This is a genomic window from Bradyrhizobium sp. CB82, from assembly GCF_029714405.1.
GTDB lineage: Bacteria > Pseudomonadota > Alphaproteobacteria > Rhizobiales > Xanthobacteraceae > Bradyrhizobium.
The window spans coordinates 219714-239957 of sequence record NZ_CP121650.1; the positions used below are offsets into that span (position 1 = coordinate 219714).

17 protein-coding genes and 2 pseudogenes are annotated in these 20244 nt (G+C 64.1%); 6 read left to right on the forward strand and 13 right to left on the reverse strand.

The window, feature by feature from the left end; genetic code table 11:
- Positions 1–198: 198 nt before the first annotated feature.
- Together QA640_RS01005 and QA640_RS01010 are read right to left on the reverse strand one after the other, a co-directional pair.
- Positions 199–1095, reverse strand: coding sequence for a bifunctional helix-turn-helix domain-containing protein/methylated-DNA--[protein]-cysteine S-methyltransferase (locus QA640_RS01005; protein WP_283038944.1), 897 nt, complete (start codon positions 1093–1095; stop codon positions 199–201).
- A 54-nt stretch (positions 1096–1149) separates the two neighbouring features.
- Complete coding sequence (locus QA640_RS01010) at positions 1150–1683, reverse strand: DUF2244 domain-containing protein (protein WP_283038945.1); 534 nt, start codon at positions 1681–1683, stop codon at positions 1150–1152.
- Positions 1684–1705: 22 nt separating this feature from the next.
- Between QA640_RS01010 and nth the strand changes: the two genes are divergently transcribed.
- Complete coding sequence (gene nth, locus QA640_RS01015; protein ID WP_283038946.1) at positions 1706–2500, forward strand: endonuclease III; 795 nt, start codon at positions 1706–1708, stop codon at positions 2498–2500.
- Between the two features lie 181 nt (positions 2501–2681).
- Here nth and QA640_RS01020 read toward each other — a convergent pair whose 3' ends face one another.
- Together QA640_RS01020 and QA640_RS01025 are read right to left on the reverse strand one after the other, a co-directional pair.
- Complete coding sequence (locus QA640_RS01020; RefSeq protein WP_283038947.1) at positions 2682–3434, reverse strand: sulfate transporter family protein; 753 nt, start codon at positions 3432–3434, stop codon at positions 2682–2684.
- Positions 3435–3522: 88 nt separating this feature from the next.
- Positions 3523–4695 carry a hypothetical protein gene (locus QA640_RS01025; RefSeq protein ID WP_283038948.1) on the reverse strand — a complete coding sequence of 391 codons (1173 nt, stop codon included), beginning with the start codon at positions 4693–4695 and terminating at the stop codon, positions 3523–3525.
- Positions 4696–4965: 270 nt separating this feature from the next.
- Here QA640_RS01025 and QA640_RS01030 point away from each other — a divergent pair, with 270 nt between their 5' ends.
- Positions 4966–6609, forward strand: coding sequence for a S53 family peptidase (locus QA640_RS01030; protein ID WP_283038949.1), 1644 nt, complete (start codon positions 4966–4968; stop codon positions 6607–6609).
- A 160-nt stretch (positions 6610–6769) separates the two neighbouring features.
- Here QA640_RS01030 and QA640_RS01035 read toward each other — a convergent pair.
- Positions 6770–7112, reverse strand: a pseudogene (locus QA640_RS01035) (hydratase); the annotation flags it as partial.
- Positions 7113–7117: 5 nt separating this feature from the next.
- On the reverse strand, positions 7118–7678 hold the full coding sequence (locus tag QA640_RS01040) for a L,D-transpeptidase family protein (RefSeq protein WP_283038950.1): 561 nt from the start codon (positions 7676–7678) through the stop codon (positions 7118–7120).
- A 201-nt stretch (positions 7679–7879) separates the two neighbouring features.
- On the opposite strand from QA640_RS01040, the gene QA640_RS01045 reads away from it, so the two are divergent.
- The 3 genes and pseudogenes from QA640_RS01045 (at position 7880) to QA640_RS01055 (ending at position 10594) form a co-directional block, all read left to right on the forward strand.
- On the forward strand, positions 7880–8566 hold the full coding sequence (locus tag QA640_RS01045; protein WP_027525091.1) for a response regulator transcription factor: 687 nt from the start codon (positions 7880–7882) through the stop codon (positions 8564–8566).
- 59 nt (positions 8567–8625) lie between these two features.
- Entirely contained in the window at positions 8626–9069 is a 444-nt protein-coding gene (locus QA640_RS01050; protein ID WP_283038951.1) for a cyclic nucleotide-binding domain-containing protein, read from the forward strand.
- A 193-nt stretch (positions 9070–9262) separates the two neighbouring features.
- Positions 9263–10594 (forward strand): annotated as a pseudogene (locus QA640_RS01055) (IS1182 family transposase).
- Between the two features lie 142 nt (positions 10595–10736).
- Here QA640_RS01055 and QA640_RS01060 read toward each other — a convergent pair.
- The 4 genes from QA640_RS01060 to QA640_RS01075 form a co-directional block, all read right to left on the reverse strand.
- On the reverse strand, positions 10737–11552 hold the full coding sequence (locus QA640_RS01060; protein ID WP_283038952.1) for an exodeoxyribonuclease III: 816 nt from the start codon (positions 11550–11552) through the stop codon (positions 10737–10739).
- Between the two features lie 246 nt (positions 11553–11798).
- On the reverse strand, positions 11799–12563 hold the full coding sequence (locus QA640_RS01065; RefSeq protein ID WP_283043081.1) for an outer membrane lipoprotein carrier protein LolA: 765 nt from the start codon (positions 12561–12563) through the stop codon (positions 11799–11801).
- 163 nt (positions 12564–12726) lie between these two features.
- Positions 12727–15195, reverse strand: coding sequence for a DNA translocase FtsK (locus QA640_RS01070; RefSeq protein ID WP_283038953.1), 2469 nt, complete (start codon positions 15193–15195; stop codon positions 12727–12729).
- Positions 15196–15199: 4 nt separating this feature from the next.
- Positions 15200–16414, reverse strand: a complete 1215-nt coding sequence (locus QA640_RS01075; protein WP_283038954.1) for an aminotransferase class I/II-fold pyridoxal phosphate-dependent enzyme — start codon at positions 16412–16414, stop codon at positions 15200–15202.
- Between the two features lie 292 nt (positions 16415–16706).
- On the opposite strand from QA640_RS01075, the gene QA640_RS01080 reads away from it, so the two are divergent.
- Positions 16707–17492: a GGDEF domain-containing protein gene (locus QA640_RS01080; RefSeq protein ID WP_283038955.1), complete on the forward strand. Its 786-nt coding sequence runs from the start codon at positions 16707–16709 to the stop codon at positions 17490–17492.
- An 89-nt stretch (positions 17493–17581) separates the two neighbouring features.
- Here the strand turns inward: QA640_RS01080 and QA640_RS01085 are convergent, their stop codons facing one another.
- From QA640_RS01085 to QA640_RS01095, 3 genes are all read right to left on the reverse strand, one after another.
- Positions 17582–17986 carry a GFA family protein gene (locus QA640_RS01085; RefSeq protein ID WP_283038956.1) on the reverse strand — a complete coding sequence of 135 codons (405 nt, stop codon included), beginning with the start codon at positions 17984–17986 and terminating at the stop codon, positions 17582–17584.
- 216 nt (positions 17987–18202) lie between these two features.
- Positions 18203–19651, reverse strand: a complete 1449-nt coding sequence (locus QA640_RS01090; RefSeq protein ID WP_283038957.1) for an ammonium transporter — start codon at positions 19649–19651, stop codon at positions 18203–18205.
- Positions 19652–19688: 37 nt separating this feature from the next.
- Positions 19689–20027, reverse strand: a complete 339-nt coding sequence (locus QA640_RS01095; protein ID WP_283038958.1) for a P-II family nitrogen regulator — start codon at positions 20025–20027, stop codon at positions 19689–19691.
- Positions 20028–20244: the final 217 nt, after the last annotated feature.

Genomic DNA, 20244 nt, shown 5'->3' on the forward strand with positions numbered 1-20244 from the left:
GGACTACGCTTCGCGCAGCCGCAAGCTAACCTTGCTGCGTCATAAACGCTCTAACTCCTCATCCTGAGGAGCTTGCGAAGCAAGCGTCTCGAAGGATGTGGGCCACAGGCGGGGCCTCATGGTTCGAGACGCGCTTCGCGCTCCTCACCATGAGGGTTAGTGAAACAGTAAGGCTAACCCACTCTACGGCATCTCGCCCTACTGCACCCCGACCCGCCCGGCTTCCCAGCCCAGCATCGCCTGCTTGCGGGTGACGCCCCAGTGATAGCCGGTCAGCTTGCCGTCCTTGCCGAGTGCGCGGTGGCAGGGCACGACGAAGGACACCGGATTCCTTCCGACCGCGGCGCCTACTGCGCGTGAGGCCTTCGGACTGTTGATCTTGCAGGCGATGTCCGAATAGGACACCGCGCGACCCATCGGGATCCGGAGCAGCGTCTCCCACACCCGCACCTCGAAATCGGTACCGATCAAGACGACGCGCAGCGGTTGATCCGGTCGCCACAGTTTTGTGTCGAAGATACGCTGGGCGAGCGGCGCGGTGCCCTCATGGTCCTCGACGTAAGTGGCGTTCGGCCAGCGCCGCATCATGTCTGCGAGTGCGGCCTGCTCCTCGTTCGCGTCGGCGAAGGCAAGCCCCGACAGGCCGCGAGTGGTCGCGATCACGATCGCGGTGCCGAAGGGGCAGGGATGGAAGCCGTAACGCAGCGTCAGGCCCGCGCCGCCGTTCTTCCATTCGCCCGGCGACATCGCTTCGTGAGTCACGAAGAGATCGTGCAGCCGTCCCGGACCCGAGAGGCCAGAGTCGAGCGCGGCGTCGAGGATGCTCGCGGAATCGCGCAGCAGATTCCTGGCGTGGTCGAGCGTCAGCGCCTGCATGAAGGCTTTTGGCGTGATGGACGCCCAGCGACGGAACAGATGGTGCAGCTCATCCGGCGTGACGCCGGCCGCATCCGCCATCGCCTCGATGGTCGGCTGCGCGCGCCAGTTCTCCGAGATGAAGGCGATCGCGCGACGCACGGAATCGTAATCCCGCAGCGCGGCGTTCTGGGAGCCCGGCTTGGCCAGGCGATGGTCATGTATGGCGAGGGTCATCATGTCCGGAAATGTAGGAGGAGGAGCGGCCGCAAACCACCCGATTTCCGACAGGGTTCAAGCGATCGGATTGTAGGTCGGGCCGCGCTTGGCGGCGTTCAATGCCTCCAGTAAGGCTTTGGCAAAGCTTGCCTTTTCGTCGGGCCCCAAAAAACTGCCGATCGACAGGCGGCGGCCGCGGGAGATCAGATAGACCCGCTCAATGCCGAACTCCTCGTCGGCCTCGAGATCGAGCTTCACCCAGAGCGGATTGAACGCCCATTCGGCGACATGGCCGCGATGGCTGACCCGCCGCACGCGCAATTCCGAAACCGTAACCACGATCTCCTCGCTCGCCCGCGCGGTACGGAAATTGACCTTGAAGGCCCACCAGATCACCAGCACGTCGAGGCCGAAAAAGCCGAACACCGGCCAGGCGCCCATCATCAGAAAGACCATCCCGGTCACAAAACTGACGAGGCTCAGGAACAGCATCACCGCGAGAAAGCCGGTGCGATTCAGCGAGCGATGCGGCGTCAGCAGCGCAGCGAAGATCTGCACCTCGCCGTGGCCTTCAGATTCCCTGCGCTCAAATTCGTTGCCTGTGCTCATGGCCTGTCAGTATATCCCGGTCATGGCAAAAATCACCCGCAAGACGGCCGTCCGCAAATCCCCTGTGCCGAAGAAGAAGGCAAAGGCGAAAGCCACCAAGCCCGCGCGGGCCGCCAAGACATCGGCAAAGACATCGGCGAAGACATCGCTCAAGGCCATAAGGCCCAAGACCGTTAAACCTTGGACGCGGGCCGAGATCCACGAGGTCTTCTCCCGCTTCCGCAAGGCCAACCCGGAGCCGAAGGGGGAACTCGAGCATCTCAATCCCTTCACGCTGCTCGTTGCCGTCGTTCTGTCGGCGCAGGCCACTGACGCCGGAGTCAACAAGGCGACGCGCGAATTGTTTCAGGTCGCGGACACTCCGCAGAAGATGCTCGATCTCGGTGAGGAGCGCCTGCGCGATTACATCAAGACCATCGGCCTCTACCGCACCAAGGCGAAGAACGTGATCGCGCTGTCGGCCAAGCTATTGACCGATTTCGGCGGCGAGGTACCGCGCACGCGCGCGGAGATCGAGTCGCTGCCGGGCGCCGGGCGCAAGACCGCCAATGTCGTACTCAACATGGCCTTCGGCGAGCACACCATGGCAGTCGACACGCATGTCTTCCGCGTTGGCAATCGCACAGGGCTTGCGCCCGGCAAGACGCCGCTCGAGGTCGAGCTCGGTCTCGAAAAGGTGATCCCGGCGGAGTTCATGCTGCATGCCCATCATTGGCTGATCCTGCACGGCCGCTATACTTGCCTCGCGCGCAAGCCACGCTGCGAGGTATGCCTGATCAACGATCTCTGCCGGTGGCCGGAGAAGACGGGCTACTGAGAAGCGTGCCACGCCTCTCCGCCGTCATTGCGAGCCACCGGGTCCGCGCGTAGCGCGGCCCGATGACAGGCTCCGCGAAGCAATCCAGATTCTATCCGCGGAAGCAGTCTGGATTGCTTCGTCGCTTCAGCGCAAAATTGCTTCGCAATTTGTTGCGAGCTCCTCGCAATGACGGGTCCATCTATCGCACCGGCACGCCGCTCCTGCGCCTTGGCTCGATCAGCTCCGGCCGTCGACCGGACAGGCGCTTGTGCATGTGGACCATGAAGGCCATGCCGAAGATCGGCGTCGCCAGATTGACGATCGGGATCGAGACGAAGGCGGCGATGATCAGGCCGGCGGCGAAGATCGTCGCCGCGTTGTCGCGCCGCATCGCCTTGGCTTCCTCCGGCGAGCGGAACCGCATCGCGGCAAGCTCGAAATATTCGCGGCCCAGAAGCCACGCGGTGGCGAGGAAGAAGATCAAAAAGCCGGCGCCCGCCAGGAACACGAAGGGCAGCACGATCAGATAGACCAGGATGGTCAGCAGCGCCGTCTTGACGCCCTCGTGGATGGCCATCGTGAACGGCAGCGCAACGCCGGGCCGCTCGGCCGGATAGTGCTCGCGCTCGACGTGATCGGCGACCTCGTCGACGAACAGGCTCGCCACCAGCGAGGTGATCGCGGGCATCAACAGGATTCCGCCGAACACCACGCCAAGGCCGGCGGCGATCGAGACGATCCAGGACAGCACTTCCAGCGCGGAGTGCCAGCCGGGGCCGAGCAGCCCCTCGAGCCAGACTTCGCCATAGGTGGCAAACCAGCTGAGCAGCCGCTGCAAGCCGATCGCGAGCACGGTGATCAGCACGAGCGCGACGCCGATCGAGCGCCACAGGATCGAGCGCATCGGCGGCGAGATGATCTGCGACAGTGCTTTGACGGCGGCGTCAAGCATCGAGGTCCCTCTCACGAGAATTCACTCGCGAGAGGTAGACATGCAGGCCCCTTTCGGCAAGAGAGGCCGATCTGCCCAAGCGTGCGGCCTATTGTTCGGCCGCGATGCTGGCCCAGCAGGTGATCGCGCTACAGACCGAGCTCCAGCGGCCGAAGCCCTTGTAGATCTGGGCGGCGACCTGCTCCTGCTGCTTCAAAGTGCCCTCGGCCTTGATCTGCGGATCGGAGACGTTGCGGATCGCAAGCCAGCGCGGCGCCTTCGCGCCCATGTCCTTGGCGACCAGCCCCAGGATCGCGTCGCCCATCTCGGAGACGTCGCCGAGCCCCTGGAGATGGAAGTGATCGTCCGAGGTGTCGAAGCCGAAGAAGTCGGTGGTGACCACGGACGAGTTCAATCCGCCCGGCTTCACCACGAAGATTTTTGGCGGCCTCGTATTGTCCTTCGGCAGCTGGCCGGCATTGGCCTTGAACAGCGTCTTGGCCTGCGCAAAGCGCGTCGTCTTTGCCGACCTGCTCGAAAAATGCTCCTGCGCGAAAGGCTGCTTCTTGAATTTCGACAGGCAGTCGAAGCGAACGATCGGGCTGACGATGACGTCGCCGACCTCGACGTCCTTGCCGATGCCGCCGGCGGTTCCCGTGGTGATGACGAGCGAGGGCTGCACTTCCTGGATGATCTGGCGCCAGACGTCGATGTTCGGCAATTGCGGGCCGTCCTGTGACATGTGCGAATCGGATTTGAAGATCACGACCTTCTTCTTGCCGATCGTCGTGGTCCAGTAGGTGCCGAGCCGTTTCAGCTCCATGGCCGGGCAGCCGTTGCGCATCTTCCTAGAGATGGTCGTAAAATTGTGCGTGTAGGGGAGGTAGTCGTTGCGGGAGTCCTTGCCCGGCGTCAGGACGCGGCTGAGCGCATGGCCCTCGTCGACGGTCCAGGTCACCACCAGCACGTCCGCGCGCGGCAGCGCGCTGTTGCCGTTGCCCTTCGGCTTCGGCCCGGTCTGCGGTGCGAGCCCCTTCGGCCAGGGAATGTCGGTGAAGCGCGACAGTCCGGTCGCGGTCGAGAAGGCCATGAACTCGCGGCCCGCAGGCGATTCCGAATCGAAGTCGATGATCTCGCGCTGAAAATCTTCCGGAGAAACTGTTGTGGACCGCTTCACCGCCGCGTCCGCCAGACGCTTGACGGTGAAGGTCTCGCGCGGCGGCGGTGTCGTGATCGGATCGAAACCAAGATTTGTCTGAACCCATTTGCGGTCAGCCAGCATCGTACGCTCCTGCGCCAATTGATTTTGACGGTATCTTCCATTGGTCGGCCAAGCAGGCCGACGGTTGCAATTTTAAATCGAGTTCGCCGATATCAATTGGTCCGAGCCGCTGACCAATTCCGCTCCGGATTGGGCTGTCGATGTTTTGAGCTGCAAGACAAAGGCTTCTCTGAAAAAAATATCGTCCAATATCTGAACCAATGACTATTCCAGATTACACCTATAGTTGAATACCGGCAATCGCCCTTCCAATCACAAACGGAGGAAGTCATGGCAGGTACGATCAAACGCGTGGCACTGGCGAATAGCGCACGGAAGTTGCCGAAGGGGGCCAAGCTCGTCGGCGCGGCCGATTCCAAGCAGGAGATCGAGATCAGCGTCCGCCTGCGCGCCAAGCGCTCCGACGATGACACCGTGATGGCGCTGGGTGCGCAATTGCCGCGTGAACGGCAATATCTTTCCCGCAGCGAATTTGCCGAGCAGATGGGCGCCGATCCCGCTGACGTCGCCAAGATCGACAATTTCGCCCACCACCACGATCTCAACGTCAAGAGCGTGCATCTGGGCTCGCGCACGGTAAAGCTGACCGGCACGGTGAAGGCGATGAGCGCAGCCTTCGGCGTCAAGCTCAACAAGGTCAAGCACGAGGGCGCGACCTATCGGATGCGCAAGGGCAACGTGCAGATACCGGCCGAGCTCGAGGGTATCGTCATTGGCGTGCACGGGCTCGACAATCGCCCGGTCGCGCGTCCGCACTTCCGGCACAAGCGGATCGGACGGGCGGCGATCGCGCGCGCGGCGCAGAACCGCAGCTTCTCGGTCCAGCAGATCGCCCAGCTCTACAACTTCCCGGACGGCGAGACCGGCGCCGGCCAGTGTATCGCCATCATCGAGCTCAACGACATCGACCAGAAGGGAAAGCCGATCGGGGCCGGCTACAAGACGTCGGACCTGAAGACGTTCTTCAAGAAGGCCGGCATCCCGATGCCGCATATCGCGCCGGCGAGCGTCGACGGCGGGGCCAACAAGCCCGGCCATTCCGAGGCCGACGGCGAGGTCGTGCTGGATATCGAGATCGCAGGCGCCGTTGCGCCGGGGGCCAATATCGTGGTCTATTTCGCGCCCAACACCACCAACGGCTTCATCGATGCGGTCAAGGCCGCAGTCCACGACACCGCGCGAAAACCATCGGTGATCTCGATCAGCTGGGGCGGCCCGGAAGATCCGCAAGGCTCGCAGCAATTCGTCGACGGCCTGAATGAGGCGATCCGCGACGCAGCGGCGATGGGAGTCACGGTCTGTGTCGCCTCTGGCGACAACGGCTCGGCCGACATGGGCGAAGGATGGGACGGCAAGCCCCATGCGGATTTCCCGGCGTCGAGCCCATTTGCGCTGGGCTGCGGCGGTACCAATCTCAGGGCGCCGAACGGTCATATCGAAGAGGTGGTCTGGAATGGCGGGCCGGAGGATGGCGCGGGCGGCGGCGGGGTGAGTGTCGTGTTCGCGCAGCCGAAATACCAGGCCAACGCCCATGTCCCGAAATCGCCGACGCATCAGAGCGGGCGCGGCGTGCCCGACGTCGCGGGCGACGCCGATCCGGCGACCGGCTATCAGATCTTCCTCAACGGCGTCGGCACCACGATCGGCGGCACCAGCGCGGTGGCGCCGCTGATGGCCGGTTTGATCGCGCGGATCAATGAGGCGACGACGAAGAAATTCGGCAAGACGGTCGGTTTCATCAATCCGCTGATCTACGCGCCGAATGCGCAAGCCGCGTTCCGCGACATCACCAGCGGCAACAACGACATCACCGGCCAGTTGCACGGCACGTACAAGGCGGGCCCCGGCTGGGACGCCTGCTCCGGTCTCGGCGTTCCCAACGGCTCGGCGTTGCAGGACCTGCTGGCGGCTTGATCACGGGTGCTTCGCCCTCTCCCCGCCCTTCGCGGGGAGAGGGCGGGAGCGAAGGGCTGTGGGCGCAATCGCGGCGAGAGTCAGACTCGCCGAAAGCGTCCCCCGTCATGGCAATGACGGCGGAGCGTGCGGCACTTACGCGAATCTCACCGACACCTTCTGGCGGCAGGTCACGCGCCATGCGGAAGGCGAATTCCGGCTCGCCCACCCGCATCTCGTTGCCCGCCATCGAGGCCGTGCCGCCATCGGCAATGACGGTGTCGCTCAGGATGCGCCCGGCCATGGGGCCCCTGACATTGATGTGCTTCTGGCCGGCCTCGCTGGTCGCCGCGATCTTCCAGCCGAACCGCTTGCCGCTCGAAGAGGATTCGAGCGCGGCCTGGATGGCCCTCCGTGCGTGTGCGTGGACGCAAGGAGCTCTCGAGCGTGTCGAGCTTGGTGCCGGCATGCCAGTGACCCGCAAGTACGTGCGAGGCAGCCCGGATCTGGTTCTGGTCGAGCATGGTCCTCACCCGATGATGATTCTTGTCTTTGGTCCGAGCCGCCGCAGCAATTGCAGCATCGCGGCTTGCGTCATCGAGACGCAACCTGCGGTCGGGCCGAAATTGTCGCGCGCCAAATGCAGGAACACCGCACTGCCACGGCCGGCGATGCGCGGCCGCGTATTGTGGTCGATCTCGACGATGAAGTCATAGAGCTGGTCGGCGCGCGTCAGCCGGTCACCGCCCTGTCCCGCTCCCCGCCGGATCGGCCGGTTGTAGTGACGGTCGCTTGGGTCTTCGCACCAGGCGTCCTCAGGCTGGATGGCGCGGACCGGCAGAAAGGTCTGCGGCCGGCGGTGACGGTCGCCCCTCCACCAGAGCTGCCGCGGCCGAAAACTGCCCTTCGGCGTGCCACCATCGCCCTCGCGCTTATTTGCGCGAATGCCGCCGCGTCCGAGTGCCACGGGAATCGCCAGGGATCCGGCTGTCAGCCAGCCCCGCCGCGGATTACCGGCCGACGCCCTCACCCGGATCGATGAAAGCGGACTGTTCTTGCTGTAAGTGGTTGATATAACATGTTTTTTCATCTGAAGGCGCGGTGTCGGCTTCATTACAGGACATTCATCGAATTGTCCTGCTATTGTGGGTTAGAGTAGTTCTGGCTTGTGAATCGGTAACAGCCCACTACTTCAAGACGAACAACAATAATAACGGCGACCTCTAACTTACCAATCGCAGCTCTCACGCGGCATGCGCGCGTCGGAGTTCGACTCCAAAAGGATGACCCCATGGCCAATGCCCGCAAGATCCTGATCGTGGATGACGATTCCGATCTGCGCGATACGTTGGTGGAGCAATTATCGCTACACGAAGAGTTCGAAGCCTCGGCAGTCGATACCGGTGCGAAGGGCGCGAGCGCCGCAAAGGCCAATTCCCCCGATCTCGTGCTGATGGATGTCGGCCTGCCCGACACCGATGGCCGCGAGGTGGTGCGTAGCTTGCGCAAGGGCGGCTTCAAGGCCCCGATCATCATGCTGACCGGGCACGATACGGATTCCGACACGATCTTGGGGCTGGAATCCGGCGCCAACGACTATGTGGCAAAGCCCTTCCGCTTCGCGGTGCTGCTGGCGCGCATCCGCGCCCAGCTTCGCCAGCACGAAGCCAGCGAGGACGCGGTGTTCTCGGTCGGCCCCTACAGTTTCCGCCCGGGCTCGAAAATGCTGACTGCCGCCAACGCCCGCAAGGTGCGCCTCACGGAGAAGGAAACCGCCATCCTGCGTTTCCTCTACCGGGCCGGCCAGATGCCGGTCTCGCGCGAGACCCTGCTGCAGGAGGTCTGGGGCTACAATTCCGGGGTCACCACCCACACGCTGGAAACTCATATCTACCGCCTCCGCCAGAAGATCGAGAAGGACGCGGCCAATCCGGAAATCCTGGTCACGGAAGCCGGTGGCTACAAGCTGGTGCCGTGATACGCTCCGATGGTCCCGCGAATCGTTCTAGATCGCGGGCCCTTGAGCCACGGACCTGAATGTCAATCGACGATGACGTAGCGCTGCTCGAGCGTGTCCCGACACTGCGCCTGTTGGGAGACGCCTCGCTGCGCATGTTGGCGATCGGCTCCGAGCAGCGCGATTTCGTGCGCGGCGATGTGCTCTTCAACCAGGGCGACGATGCGGACGCCGGCTTCGTGGTTCAGCGCGGCGCCTTTCGCGTCGAGGACGGCGCCGGCGCCGAGATGATCGCCGGCCCCGGGACGCTGATCGGCGAGCTCGCGCTCGTGGTGCCGATGAAGCGGCCCTCGAGCGCGACCGCGCTGGAGCATTCCTCCGTCATCCGCGTCGCCCGCAGCCTGTTTCAGCGCGTCTTGGAAAGCGACCCCGCCGCCGCCCGCCGCCTCCGCGACGAGTTCGCGATCCGGTCGAGCCAGATCGCGAGCGATATTTTGATGGCGGGCTCGAAGCTGAATTCGTAGCAGCCCCTCATGGTGAGGAGGCGCGTCAGCGCTGTCTCGAACCATGAAGGCCCGGATCTCGCCAGTGGTCATCCTTCGAGACGACCGCTTCGCGGTCTCCTCAGAGGCTGTGAATCTTTTTGACTGCTCGCAAGCGGTATAGCCGAAAGCTGGTGCTGTGTGATTCTCTTGCGGTGATGGATTCGCAGGAGGGATGATGGCCGCTGATGAATTGTTTGGGGATCTGCCGGAGCAGGCAAAGCCGCAAGCCGGTGCGGCGCCGCTCGCAGCGCCGCGACTTCGTGAGCCCCAACGCGATCAAATCGAGTTGCGAGCAGTGGATATCGAGAGCCTGATCGGGGAAGACCATCCGGTGCGCCTGATCTGGTCCTATGTCGAGGAACTCGACCTGAGTGAGCTGGAGAACCGGATCAAAGCGCGGGGCGATCGGCCCGGTCACCCCGCGACATCGCCGCGGCTTTTGCTGGCGCTGTGGCTCTATGCCACCAGCGAGGGCGTCGGCAGCGCGCGCGCGTTGGAGCGGCTTTGCGAGAGCCATGACGCCTATCGTTGGCTGTGTGGCGGGGTGTCGGTGAACCATCACACGCTGGCGGACTTCCGGGTCGGTTGCGCCGACCTGCTCGACCGGCTGCTTTGCGAGCATTTGGCGGTGCTGGCGAAGGTCGGCCTCGTCAATCTGGAAACGCTGGCGCAGGACGGTGTTCGGGTCCGGGCCAGCGCCGGGGCCGCTTCGTTCCGGCGGGAGGCGACGCTCGATCGGCACCTGGCCTTGGCTGAGGCGGTGGTGGAAGACCTCAAACGCGAGGTTGACGCTCGTTCGGATGCTAGCAATCAGCGCATGAAGGCCGCCAAGGAGCGCGCCGCGCGTGAGCGCAGAGCGCGCGTCAAAGCGGCGCAGACGGCGCTCGCCGAAATCAAGCAGCAGCGCAAGGAGCGCGAAGAAAAGCGCGGCAACGGCAAGAAGCCGAAAGAGCCGCGGGCCTCCACGACAGACGCCGACGCACGGGTCATGAAGATGGCCGACGGCGGCTTCCGCCCCGCCTACAACGTGCAGGTGACGAGTGCCGCCGGCCAGCCGATCGTCGTTGACATCAAGGTCTGCAACACCGGGTCCGACCGCGGCCTGATGCGGCCCATGCTGGAGCGGCAGCGCGCGCGTCCTGGCGGGTTGCCCAAGGACCATCTCGTCGATGGCGGCTTTGGCAGTGCCGAGGACATCGAGTGGGCGCACGCCGAGGGCATCGATATCTTTTGCCCGCCCACTCAATCCAAGCACGGCACCGATCCCCATCTACCGCGACGCGGCGGCGGCCCGGGGGTGTTGGCCTAGCGTGCGCGCATGGCGAGCGAAGAGGGCAAGGCCCGATACAAGCCCCGGTCGATTTGCGAGTGCATACATGCCCGCTGGCGCAACTGGGACCTGCGCCAATTGACCGTGCGCGGCTTCGAAAAGGTCCGCGCCGTCGTGCTCTGGTACGCCCTCGCCAACAACATCCTGCAAGGCAACCGCCTCGCTAGCGCATAGAGGAGCGTTCATCGACATCCCCCAACCTCGCCACAGCCGCCCAGCCCACGCGTTGCCACGACGAGGAACTGCCACATCCTTCGATGACCACGCAAAACGAGAAAGATTGGCAAGCTCTCAGGATGAGGACCGGGTGCGGAGATCACACCTCCAGCGTCACCGTTACCGGCACGTGGTCCGACGGCCGTTCCCAGCTCCGGGCATCGCGAAGAATCCTGAAATCCTGCAACATGTCCTTGAGCGCGCGTGAGACCCAGATGTGGTCGAGCCTGCGGCCGCGGTCGCCGACGGTCCAGTCGGCGGCGCGATAGCTCCACCAGGTGTAGACTTTCTCCGTCATCGGAATCCGTTCGCGCGCAACGTCGATCCATTCACCGGCGGAGAGCGCCGCCAGCAGCTTCTCGCATTCGATCGGAGTGTGCGAGACCACCTTCAGGAGCTGCTTGTGCGACCAGACGTCGTTCTCATGTGGCGCCACGTTGAGATCGCCGACCAGGATGTGGCGGTCCTCCCCGCGCGGATGCAGCGGCTCGCAGGCCTTTAGTTCGTCGAGGAAGCGAAGCTTGTGGTCGAACTTCTCGTTCAGTGCGGGATCGGGAATGTCGCCGCCGGCGGGGACGTAGAAATTGTGCAGCACCAGCGGCTTTGCGATGTTCGCCTTCCCGCCGAACGACACCGAGATGTGGCGCGAATCCACCTTGTCGCAGAAGGTGCGGATATCGGTGTTCTCGAACGGAATCTTCGAGACGATGGCGACGCCGTGATAACCCTTCTGCCCGTTCAGCGCGACGTGTTCATAGCCGAGCCGCTTGAAGCGCTTCAGCGGAAAGGCATCGTCGATGCACTTGGTCTCCTGGAGGCACAGCACGTCCGGCCGCGCGCTCTTGAGGAATTTGGCGACGAGATCGATGCGAAGCCGCACCGAATTGATGTTCCAGGTTGTCAGGGAAAGACGCATGAGGGATGCGTCATAGCATGGATTGCAAGTTGGGAATCACTGGGAGCCACGGCCAATCAAGGCCATCCACGGCAATCTCTCGTGCCCCGGACGCGGCGCGGCACCGAAAGCGCGTTCACGCGCGTCTTTGACGCGCTATGGTGACGTGCTGCTGAGCCGGGCCTATAACCGATTTATCCCCGCTTCTGGGTCCCGGCTCGGCGTCGCATCGCTTCGCGCTGCGCCGCGTCCGGGACACGAGAAAGCTCAACCAGGCGACGGTACGTTGTAGTTGGTGAAGTCGATCTTGAACATGTTCGGATCGAGCTTCTTGGTGCTGTCGAGATTATAGACCGCGAAGGTGGTGTCGTAGCCCTGCGGGTCGGTCACCGTCCATTGCTTCAACTGGCCGTCCTTGGCGCCGACCATCAGCAACAGGCGGCTGGTGCCGATCAGCGCCTGCTTCTCCTCGATGGTGACGCTGATGAAGAGATCGTCCGCGCTGACGTTGATGACGTTGGTGTCCTTCATCAGGTCGATACGGTCCGAGAGCAGGAAGCGGAGCGGTGTCTGCGACAGCGGATAGACGTCCTGGGTCGCGAGCTTGCGGTCGCGCACCACGAGCGAGGATCCGTCGGCGATGATGTCGATCGGATTGGGCGGATCGTATTCGACGCGCATCTTGCCGGGCTTCTGGATGTAGAAGTCGCCTTGCGTCTTGCTGCCGTCGGGCCCGACCTGCACGAAATTGCCGACCAGCGTCTGCAACGAGGACAGATAGGCGCTGACCCTGGCGGCCTGTGCCTTCTGCTTGTCGTCAAAAGTCTGGAAGATGCTGCTCGGCACGTTGCGGCGCGGATCCGGAATGATCGGATTGGGCGGCGCCTGGGTGGCTCCGGTCGTGGCGGCCCCGCCGCTTGTTTGTCCGCCGTCGCGGCCCTTCGGCGCGGGTTTCGGAACGGGCACGGTCTGCGCGAACGAGGTCGCGCTGGCGGCAGCCATCGAGGCGGTGATGACGAGCATGCCCGCCAGCCGCGCGCTGCGCGCAGCGAAGGAGGCAGCAAAACGAGTATCTGGATTTCCGGTCAACGCGTCGTCCTGTGTGGCTGGGCGCCCTTTTACCGTGATTTCGGTCAAAAGCGGATATCGTTTTTGCGTGAAAAACTCATTGTGAGGTCGGCTCGAGCGCGACGCCTCACATATGGCTGTCCTCTTCCTCGACCAGAATCTCGCGTTTGCCGGCATGATTGGCCGGTCCGACAATGCCTTCCAGTTCCATGCGCTCCATCAGCGAGGCGGCGCGGTTGTAGCCGATCTGGAGCCGGCGCTGGATGTAGCTGGTGGAGGCCTTGCGGTCGCGTTTGACGATCGCAACGGCCTGGGCGAACAGGTCGCCGCCGCCATCCGCACCCATGCCGGTGGCGTCGAAAACCGCGCCGTCTTCGCCCTCGGCAGGTTCTTCCGCGGTCACCGCTTCGAGATATTCCGGCTGTCCCTGGGTCTTGAGGTGACGCACCACCTTCTCGACTTCCTCGTCGGAGGCGAACGGGCCGTGCACGCGGCTGATGCGGCCACCGCCGGCCATGTAGAGCATGTCGCCCTGGCCGAGCAGTTGCTCGGCGCCCATCTCGCCCAGGATCGTGCGGCTGTCGATCTTGGAGGTGACCTGGAAGGCGATGCGTGTCGGGAAGTTCGCCTTGATGGTGCCGGTGATGACGTCGACCGACGGACGCTGCGTCGCGAGGATCACGTGCAGGCCCGCGGCGCGCGCCATCTGTGCGAGGCGCTGCACCGCGCCTTCGATGTCCTTGCCGGCGACCATCATCAGGTCGGCCATTTCGTCGACGATGATGACGATGTAGGGCAGCGGATCGAGAGCGAGCTTCTCTTCCTCGTAGATCGCCTTGCCGGTCTCCTTGTCGAAGCCGGTGTGCACCGTGCGTGTCAGTTCCTCGCCCTTGCCCTTGGCTTCCAGGAGGCGCGCGTTGTAGCCGTCGATGTTGCGCACCCCGAGCTTGGCCATGTTCTTGTAGCGCTCTTCCATCTCGCGCACGGCCCATTTCAGCGCGACCACCGCCTTTTTCGGGTCGGTCACGACGGGAGTGAGCAGATGCGGAATGCCGTCATAGACGGAGAGTTCGAGCATCTTCGGATCGACCATGATGAGCCGGCACTGATCCGGGCGCAGCCGGTAGACCAGGCTGAGGATCATGGTGTTGATCGCGACCGACTTGCCCGAGCCGGTGGTGCCGGCGATCAGCATGTGCGGCGTGCGCGCCAGATCGATGATGACGGGATCGCCGCCGATGGTCTTGCCGAGGCACAGCGGCAGTTTTGCCACCGTCTCGGTCGCCTCCTTCGCGACCAGCAGTTCGCGCAGGTAAACCTTTTCGCGATGCGCGTTCGGCAATTCGATGCCGATGGCGTTGCGGCCGGGCACGACGGCGACGCGCGCCGAAAGCGCGCTCATGGAGCGCGCGATGTCGTCGGCAAGGCCGATCACGCGCGATGACTTGATGCCGGGGGCCGGCTCCAGCTCGTACAGCGTGACGACCGGACCCGGATTGGCTTTGACGATCTCGCCGCGCACGCCAAAGTCCTGGAGTACGCCTTCGAGCGAACGCGAATTGGTTTCCAGCTCGGCCTTGCTGAGTGGCTGGCGATCGCCAGCCTTCGGCGCGGCCAGCATGGCGACGGACGGAAGGTCGAACTTGTCGGAAGATTTTTTCGAAGGCGCTTTCGGTGCAGCCTTCTTGCGCGGGGCGCGCGCGGCTGGCGTCTGCTCCTCCTCCTCTTCGTCCTCCTCGTCCTCTTCCTCCTCGTAGTCCTCGTCCCCGGCATGCGGCGAGATCGGAGGTGCTGCGCGGCCGCCGAGACTGGGCTCCTGGCGATCGAAAGATGCAGCGCGCGGCTTGGATCCGCTCGAGACCAGCGAGCGATAGGCGGCGCCGCACAGCCAGACGATCCGTGCCTTCGTGCTCATCAGCGCATGGAACAGCCATCCGAGCGACACCGAGCCGCGGTCCTCGTCCTCTTCTTCGAACGGGGTGTCGTCGTCCTCGATCGGCGTCAACTCGTCGTCGCGCGCGCGCGCTCCGAGGCCGCAGGCGATCAGGAACGTCGCGGTCATCGCGACGAACAGGATCAGGCCCAGTACGATGCGATAGATGGCGCCCGCAGGTCCGAAGATCACGGCCGGTGCGCGCACCAGCGCGTCGCCGATCACGCCGCCGAGCCCGGTCGGCAGCGGCCATGCGCCGCCATGCGGCCAGCAGCTCGCAAAACCAGCGGCGACCACCGTGGAGAGGGTCCAGGAGCCGAGCCGCAGCGCTTCGCGATCGAACGGGCGGTGGGTCATCATGCGCCAGCCCCACACCGCGATGGTGAGGATCAGCATGATCGCGCCGAGACCGAGAATCTGCATTGCGAGATCGGCGCCGATCGCGCCAGCATAGCCGAGGATGTTGCGGATCGGTCGCGAGGTAGCATGGCTCAGACTCGGGTCCTGCACCGACCAGGTCATCAGTCCGGTCGCGGCAACGCCGGATAGCGCGATCAGGCCAAGTCCGGTGAGCTCGCGTACACGGCGCGTCAGCGCGTCGCGGATTGACGGTGGCAGGTGTCCAACCAGTGGGATGACACGTTCGATTGCCGACATGCTCATCCGCCTAATCCAACGTCGCGACCAGCCGGTGCAGGGCCTCGGCGGTGACCTCGCCGTTCTGCACCAGCGCCAGGCGAATGAAGCCTGCGCCCGGATTGAAACCATCCGGCTGGAGTCGCGCCAGATAGCTGCCCGGCACGACACGCACGCCCGCTTCCTTGTAGAGCTTGACGGTTACCGCTTCGTCGTCGCCCAGCGGCGAGGTGTCGAGCCAGACGCAGAAGCCGCCCTCGGGCCGGCGATAGCCGTAGCGGTTGCCGAGGATCTGATCGGCGAGATCGAACTTGATGCGGTAGAGCCTGCGGTTCTCCTCGACATGTGTCTCGTCGCCATAGGCGACAGTCGCGACATGCTGGAGCGGCACCGGCACCTGTGGCGCCGCCACGTTGCGCAGCTCGAGGAACAGGCTCAAGAATTTCTTGTCGCCGGCAGCAAAGCCGACGCGCATGCCCGGCAGGTTCGAGCGCTTGGAGAGCGACTGGAAGGCGACGACGCGGGTGAAGTCGGGACCGGCGCATTCGAGCGCGCTGCCCGGCGCTTCCCGCGTGTAGATCTCCGAATAGCACTCGTCGCTGAGAATGACGAAGCCGTAGCGATCGGCGAGGCTCTTCAGGCGGGTGAAGTAGTCGCGCGAGGCGACCGAGCCCTGCGGGTTGGCGGGCGAAGCGATATAGAACGCGACGGTGCGGGCGAGCGTCGCCTCGTCGATCGCATCGAGATCGGGCAGGAAGCCGTTCGCGACCGTGGTGGGAAGGTAAACCAGCTCGCAAGCAGCGGCGCGGGCGCCGGCGCCATAGACCGGGTAGAACGGGTTCGGCATCAGGATCGCTGGCTTGCCGGGGCGCCGGCCGACATAGCGCGCGGCCGTGATCGCCGCGAAGAACAGGCCTTCGCGGCTGCCGTTGAGAACGAGGACCTCGCTCTCGGGATCGACGGCGCGCGGCAGCTTGAAGCGATGGCCGAGCCAGGCCGCCGCGGCTTTGCGGAACGGCTCGATGCCCTTGGCCAGCGGATAGCGCCCGAATTCGTTGGTGTGTTTTGCCAACACTGGGCCGACGAAATCGGGGACCGGATGCTGCGGCTCGCCAACGGCGAGCGTAATCAAGGACTTACCCGGCTGGTGCGGGGCCAGAAGCTCGTTTAGCCGGATGAAGGGCGAGCGTTCGGTATCAGAGCTTCCACTGCCCTGCGGCGCACGGGATGAAGCGGTCATAGCCATACGTTGGGGCGCCAGCACTCTTGTAACTGCCGGTTGCAGGTCGCACCGGCCGGAAGCGGTTCAGTTCACCATAGATAGGGCGAGGTTAAGACGCGATTAACCATCGACTGGCGCCCCCGTCCAGAGCCGAATAATTGCAGCCGTTGACAAGGGAATGCGCGGCCGTCGGTGGTTCCCGCTTCTCGACATTTTAGGCAAGGCCGTCTCACCTCATTGACTCAAGAAGGTTTTCGCGTTGGCGATTCGCTCGGTCCGCCAGTGTTATGGCTCTCGACGACAAGCGGGGGCGCGCGTGACCATTCAGATTGCGACACATGGCGATGTGCTTCGCCACACTGCGAGGCGCGCGGCGATCGCCGCTGGCCTGACCATCGTGATGACGGCATCGACGCTGCTGCTGCATCTCGGCACCAATTTCAGCGCCACGGTCAGCGTTGGCCACATCATCGGCTTCAGCCTGTGCGTTGCGACCGCAATCTCGGCCTCGCTGTCCTCCGCGCTCAGCTATCGCTCGGCGCTTCTGATGCAGGAACTGACGCTGACCCGCAGCGAGCTGGCGCGCATCTCCCAGACTGACCAGCTCACGGGCCTCTTCAACCGGCGCGGCTTTGACGATGCGGCCGTGCTCGCGCTGACCTCGGCGCGCAAGCGCAGCGTGCCGGTCACGGTGTTTTTGTGCGACATCGATCATTTCAAGTCGATCAACGACCGCTTCGGCCATGACGCCGGCGACAAGGTTCTGGTCGAAGTCGCCGACGTGTTGCGGCAGCTTGCGCGGACCGAGGGCGCGCTGGTCGCGCGCTATGGCGGCGAGGAATTTGCCGGCCTGATCGTCGGCGTCACCCGCGATCAGGCCGAGCGGCATGCGGAGGCGCTGCGCACGCGGTGCGCTGCGCGCGAAATCCCGATCGGTGAAAATCTCGAGCGCGTCACCATCAGCGTCGGCTTCACGGTGTCATGCGCCGACGCCGAGCTCGCCGAGTTGATCCGGATCGCCGACCGCGCGCTCTATGCTGCGAAGCACCGCGGCCGTGATCGCGTGGTCGAGGCCGACGAGCGCGCGCTCGTGGCGGCGTGATCGTCTGCGGGTTGATAGGAACGGTTCACCTCTCCCGGCCGGGGAGAGGTGAACACCGACGTCGCCGATCGGACTCAATTTGTCACACGCTAGCGGCCCGGCAGCTTATCGAACGTCGGAATGCCCGCGGGGATCTGGTGGAATTCCTGCTTGTCGCAGGTGTAGATCGCCAGTTGCGGATGGAATTGCGCCGGCTCGTCCAGCGTGCCGACCTTGACGACGACGGCGGGCAGGCCCGGAACTCTGGTCACCAGATGCGTGCCGCATTCCGCGCAGAACTCCCGCGTCACCGCACGCTCGAGATCCTTGCGCATGAATTGCTTGGGCTGTCCGGTGATGTAGGTGAAGCCGGCGGCCGGCATGGCGATGAACGTGTTGGGTGCGCCGCCCGAGATGTACTGGCATTCGCGGCAATGGCATTGCGCCTGCATCATCGGGTCGCCCTCGGCGACGTAGCGCACCTCGCCGCAATAGCATCCACCTTCGAGCCGCATGAGGACCTCCCTTTTGTTGTTGAGGTCGCTATTTCGGCGCCGACGCTGCGGCCTGGCAATCCCTCTTTTTTGTCGGGTCGGTCAAAAAACGATCAAAAAGAAAGGGGCTCCAACTTGCGCTGGAGCCCCTCAACGGTCGGGGCATTGCCGGGTACGTGCCCAAACCGTAGTTCTGGATGCGATCTGCCAGGGGAGATCGCATCCGGGAGGAGAGCGTTACATGTTGTAAGCGCGTTCGGTGTGCTCGGTGATGTCGAGGCCCTCACGCTCGGTCTCGACGTTGGCACGCAGGCCGACGATCACGTCGACGACCTTGTAGAGGATCGCCGAACCGATGCCCGACCACACCAGCGTGGTGCAGACGCCCCAGACCTGGGAGGTCATCTGTGCCACGAGGTCGTAATCGGCAACCTTCGGCGGGATCGCCGTGTAGTCGATGATGCCGGCACCACCCAGCGCCGGGTTGACGAGGATGCCGGTGCCGAGCGCGCCGACGATGCCGCCGACGCAGTGCACGCCGAACACGTCGAGCGAGTCATCGTAGCCGAGCGCGTTCTTCACCACGGTGCAGAAGAACAGGCAGACGATGCCGACGACGAGGCCGAGAACGATCGCACCCATCGGGCCGGAGTAGCCGGCCGCCGGAGTCACCGCCACGAGGCCTGCGACAGCGCCCGAGAGCGCGCCGAGCACCGAGGGATGGCCCTTCACGATCCACTCCGCGAACATCCACGCGAGCGCAGCGGCCGCGGTGGCGACGAAGGAGTTGGTCATGGCGAGCGCGGCACCGCCATTGGCTTCCAGGTTGGAGCCGGCGTTGAAGCCGAACCAGCCGACCCAGAGCAGCGAGGCGCCGATCATGGTCATGGTCAGCGAGTGCGGGGCCATCAGCTCCTTGCCGTAGCCGGTGCGCTTGCCGATCAGGAGCGCGCCAACGAGACCGGCGATGCCGGCGTTGATGTGCACCACGGTGCCGCCCGCGAAGTCGATCGCGCCCTTCTTGAAGATCCAGCCGGCGTCGGCGTTGATCTCGTCGAGCTTGGCCTGGGCCGCGGTCTTCGCCGCCGCATCACCCGCAGCAGCCAGAGCCTTGGCAGCATCCTGGATCGCATCCGGGCCGGGCCAGTACCAGACCATGTGCGCGATCGGGAAGTAGATCAGCGTGACCCAGAGCGGGATGAACAGCGCCACCGCCGAGAACTTCATGCGCTCGGCAAAGGCGCCGACGATGAGGGCAGGCGTGATCGCCGCGAAGGTCATCTGGAAGCAGACATAGACGAGCTCCGAGATATTGGCATCGACGCTGAAGGTCGCCGCCTTCGAGTCCGTCGTGATGCCCATCATGAAGGCCTTGGAGAAGCCGCCGATGAAGTCGGAACCGCCGGTGAAGGCGAGGCTGTAGCCATAGAGAGCCCAGAGCACGGTGACGACGCAGACCGTGTAGAAGACCTGGGCGAGAACCGAGAGCATGTTCTTCGAGCGGACGAGACCGCCATAGAACAGCGCGAGGCCCGGGATCGTCATCAACAGCACGAGCACTGTCGATGTCAGCATCCAGGCGTTATCCCCCTTGTTGACCGTTGGCTCGGCATAGGCTGCGGTCGCAGCGAACATGCCGACTGCGAGGGCGGCCAGTCCCGCGCCGTAGGGACGCTTAAACGTCATTTCATTTTCTCCTGATTCGATAAGGTTGAGCGCGAAATCAAAGTGCCGCGGCGTCGGCCTCGCCGGTGCGGATGCGGACCGCATGGTCGAGGCTGATGACGAAGATCTTGCCGTCGCCGATCTGTCCGGTTTTCGCAGCCGACGTGATGGCGTCGATGGTCTTGTCGACCTGTTCGGAACCGACAGCGACCTCGATCTTGATCTTGGGCAGGAAGCTCACGGCGTATTCGGCGCCGCGATAGATTTCCGTATGGCCCTTCTGCCGGCCATATCCCTTGACTTCCGTCACCGTGAGACCGTGAACGCCGATGGCGGTCAGGGCGTCCCGGACTTCTTCCAGTTTGAATGGCTTGATAATCGCCATAACAATTTTCATGGGTCCTATCCCCGCTTGGGCCCGGTCCGGACATGGCCGGGCGTTCTCGACTGGTTCACCACGAGGAGAAGCTTCACACCGCGGGCACAGCCGGGGGCCTGAGAATCAAATGCCGTGCCAGATCGACGGTGTTACCTAACGGATTATGAATGCGAGGCTTTTCCCGGTTTGCGGGTGTCGCGCTGCAGTGCGCTAATACGTCGCGCCCAAAACGTAG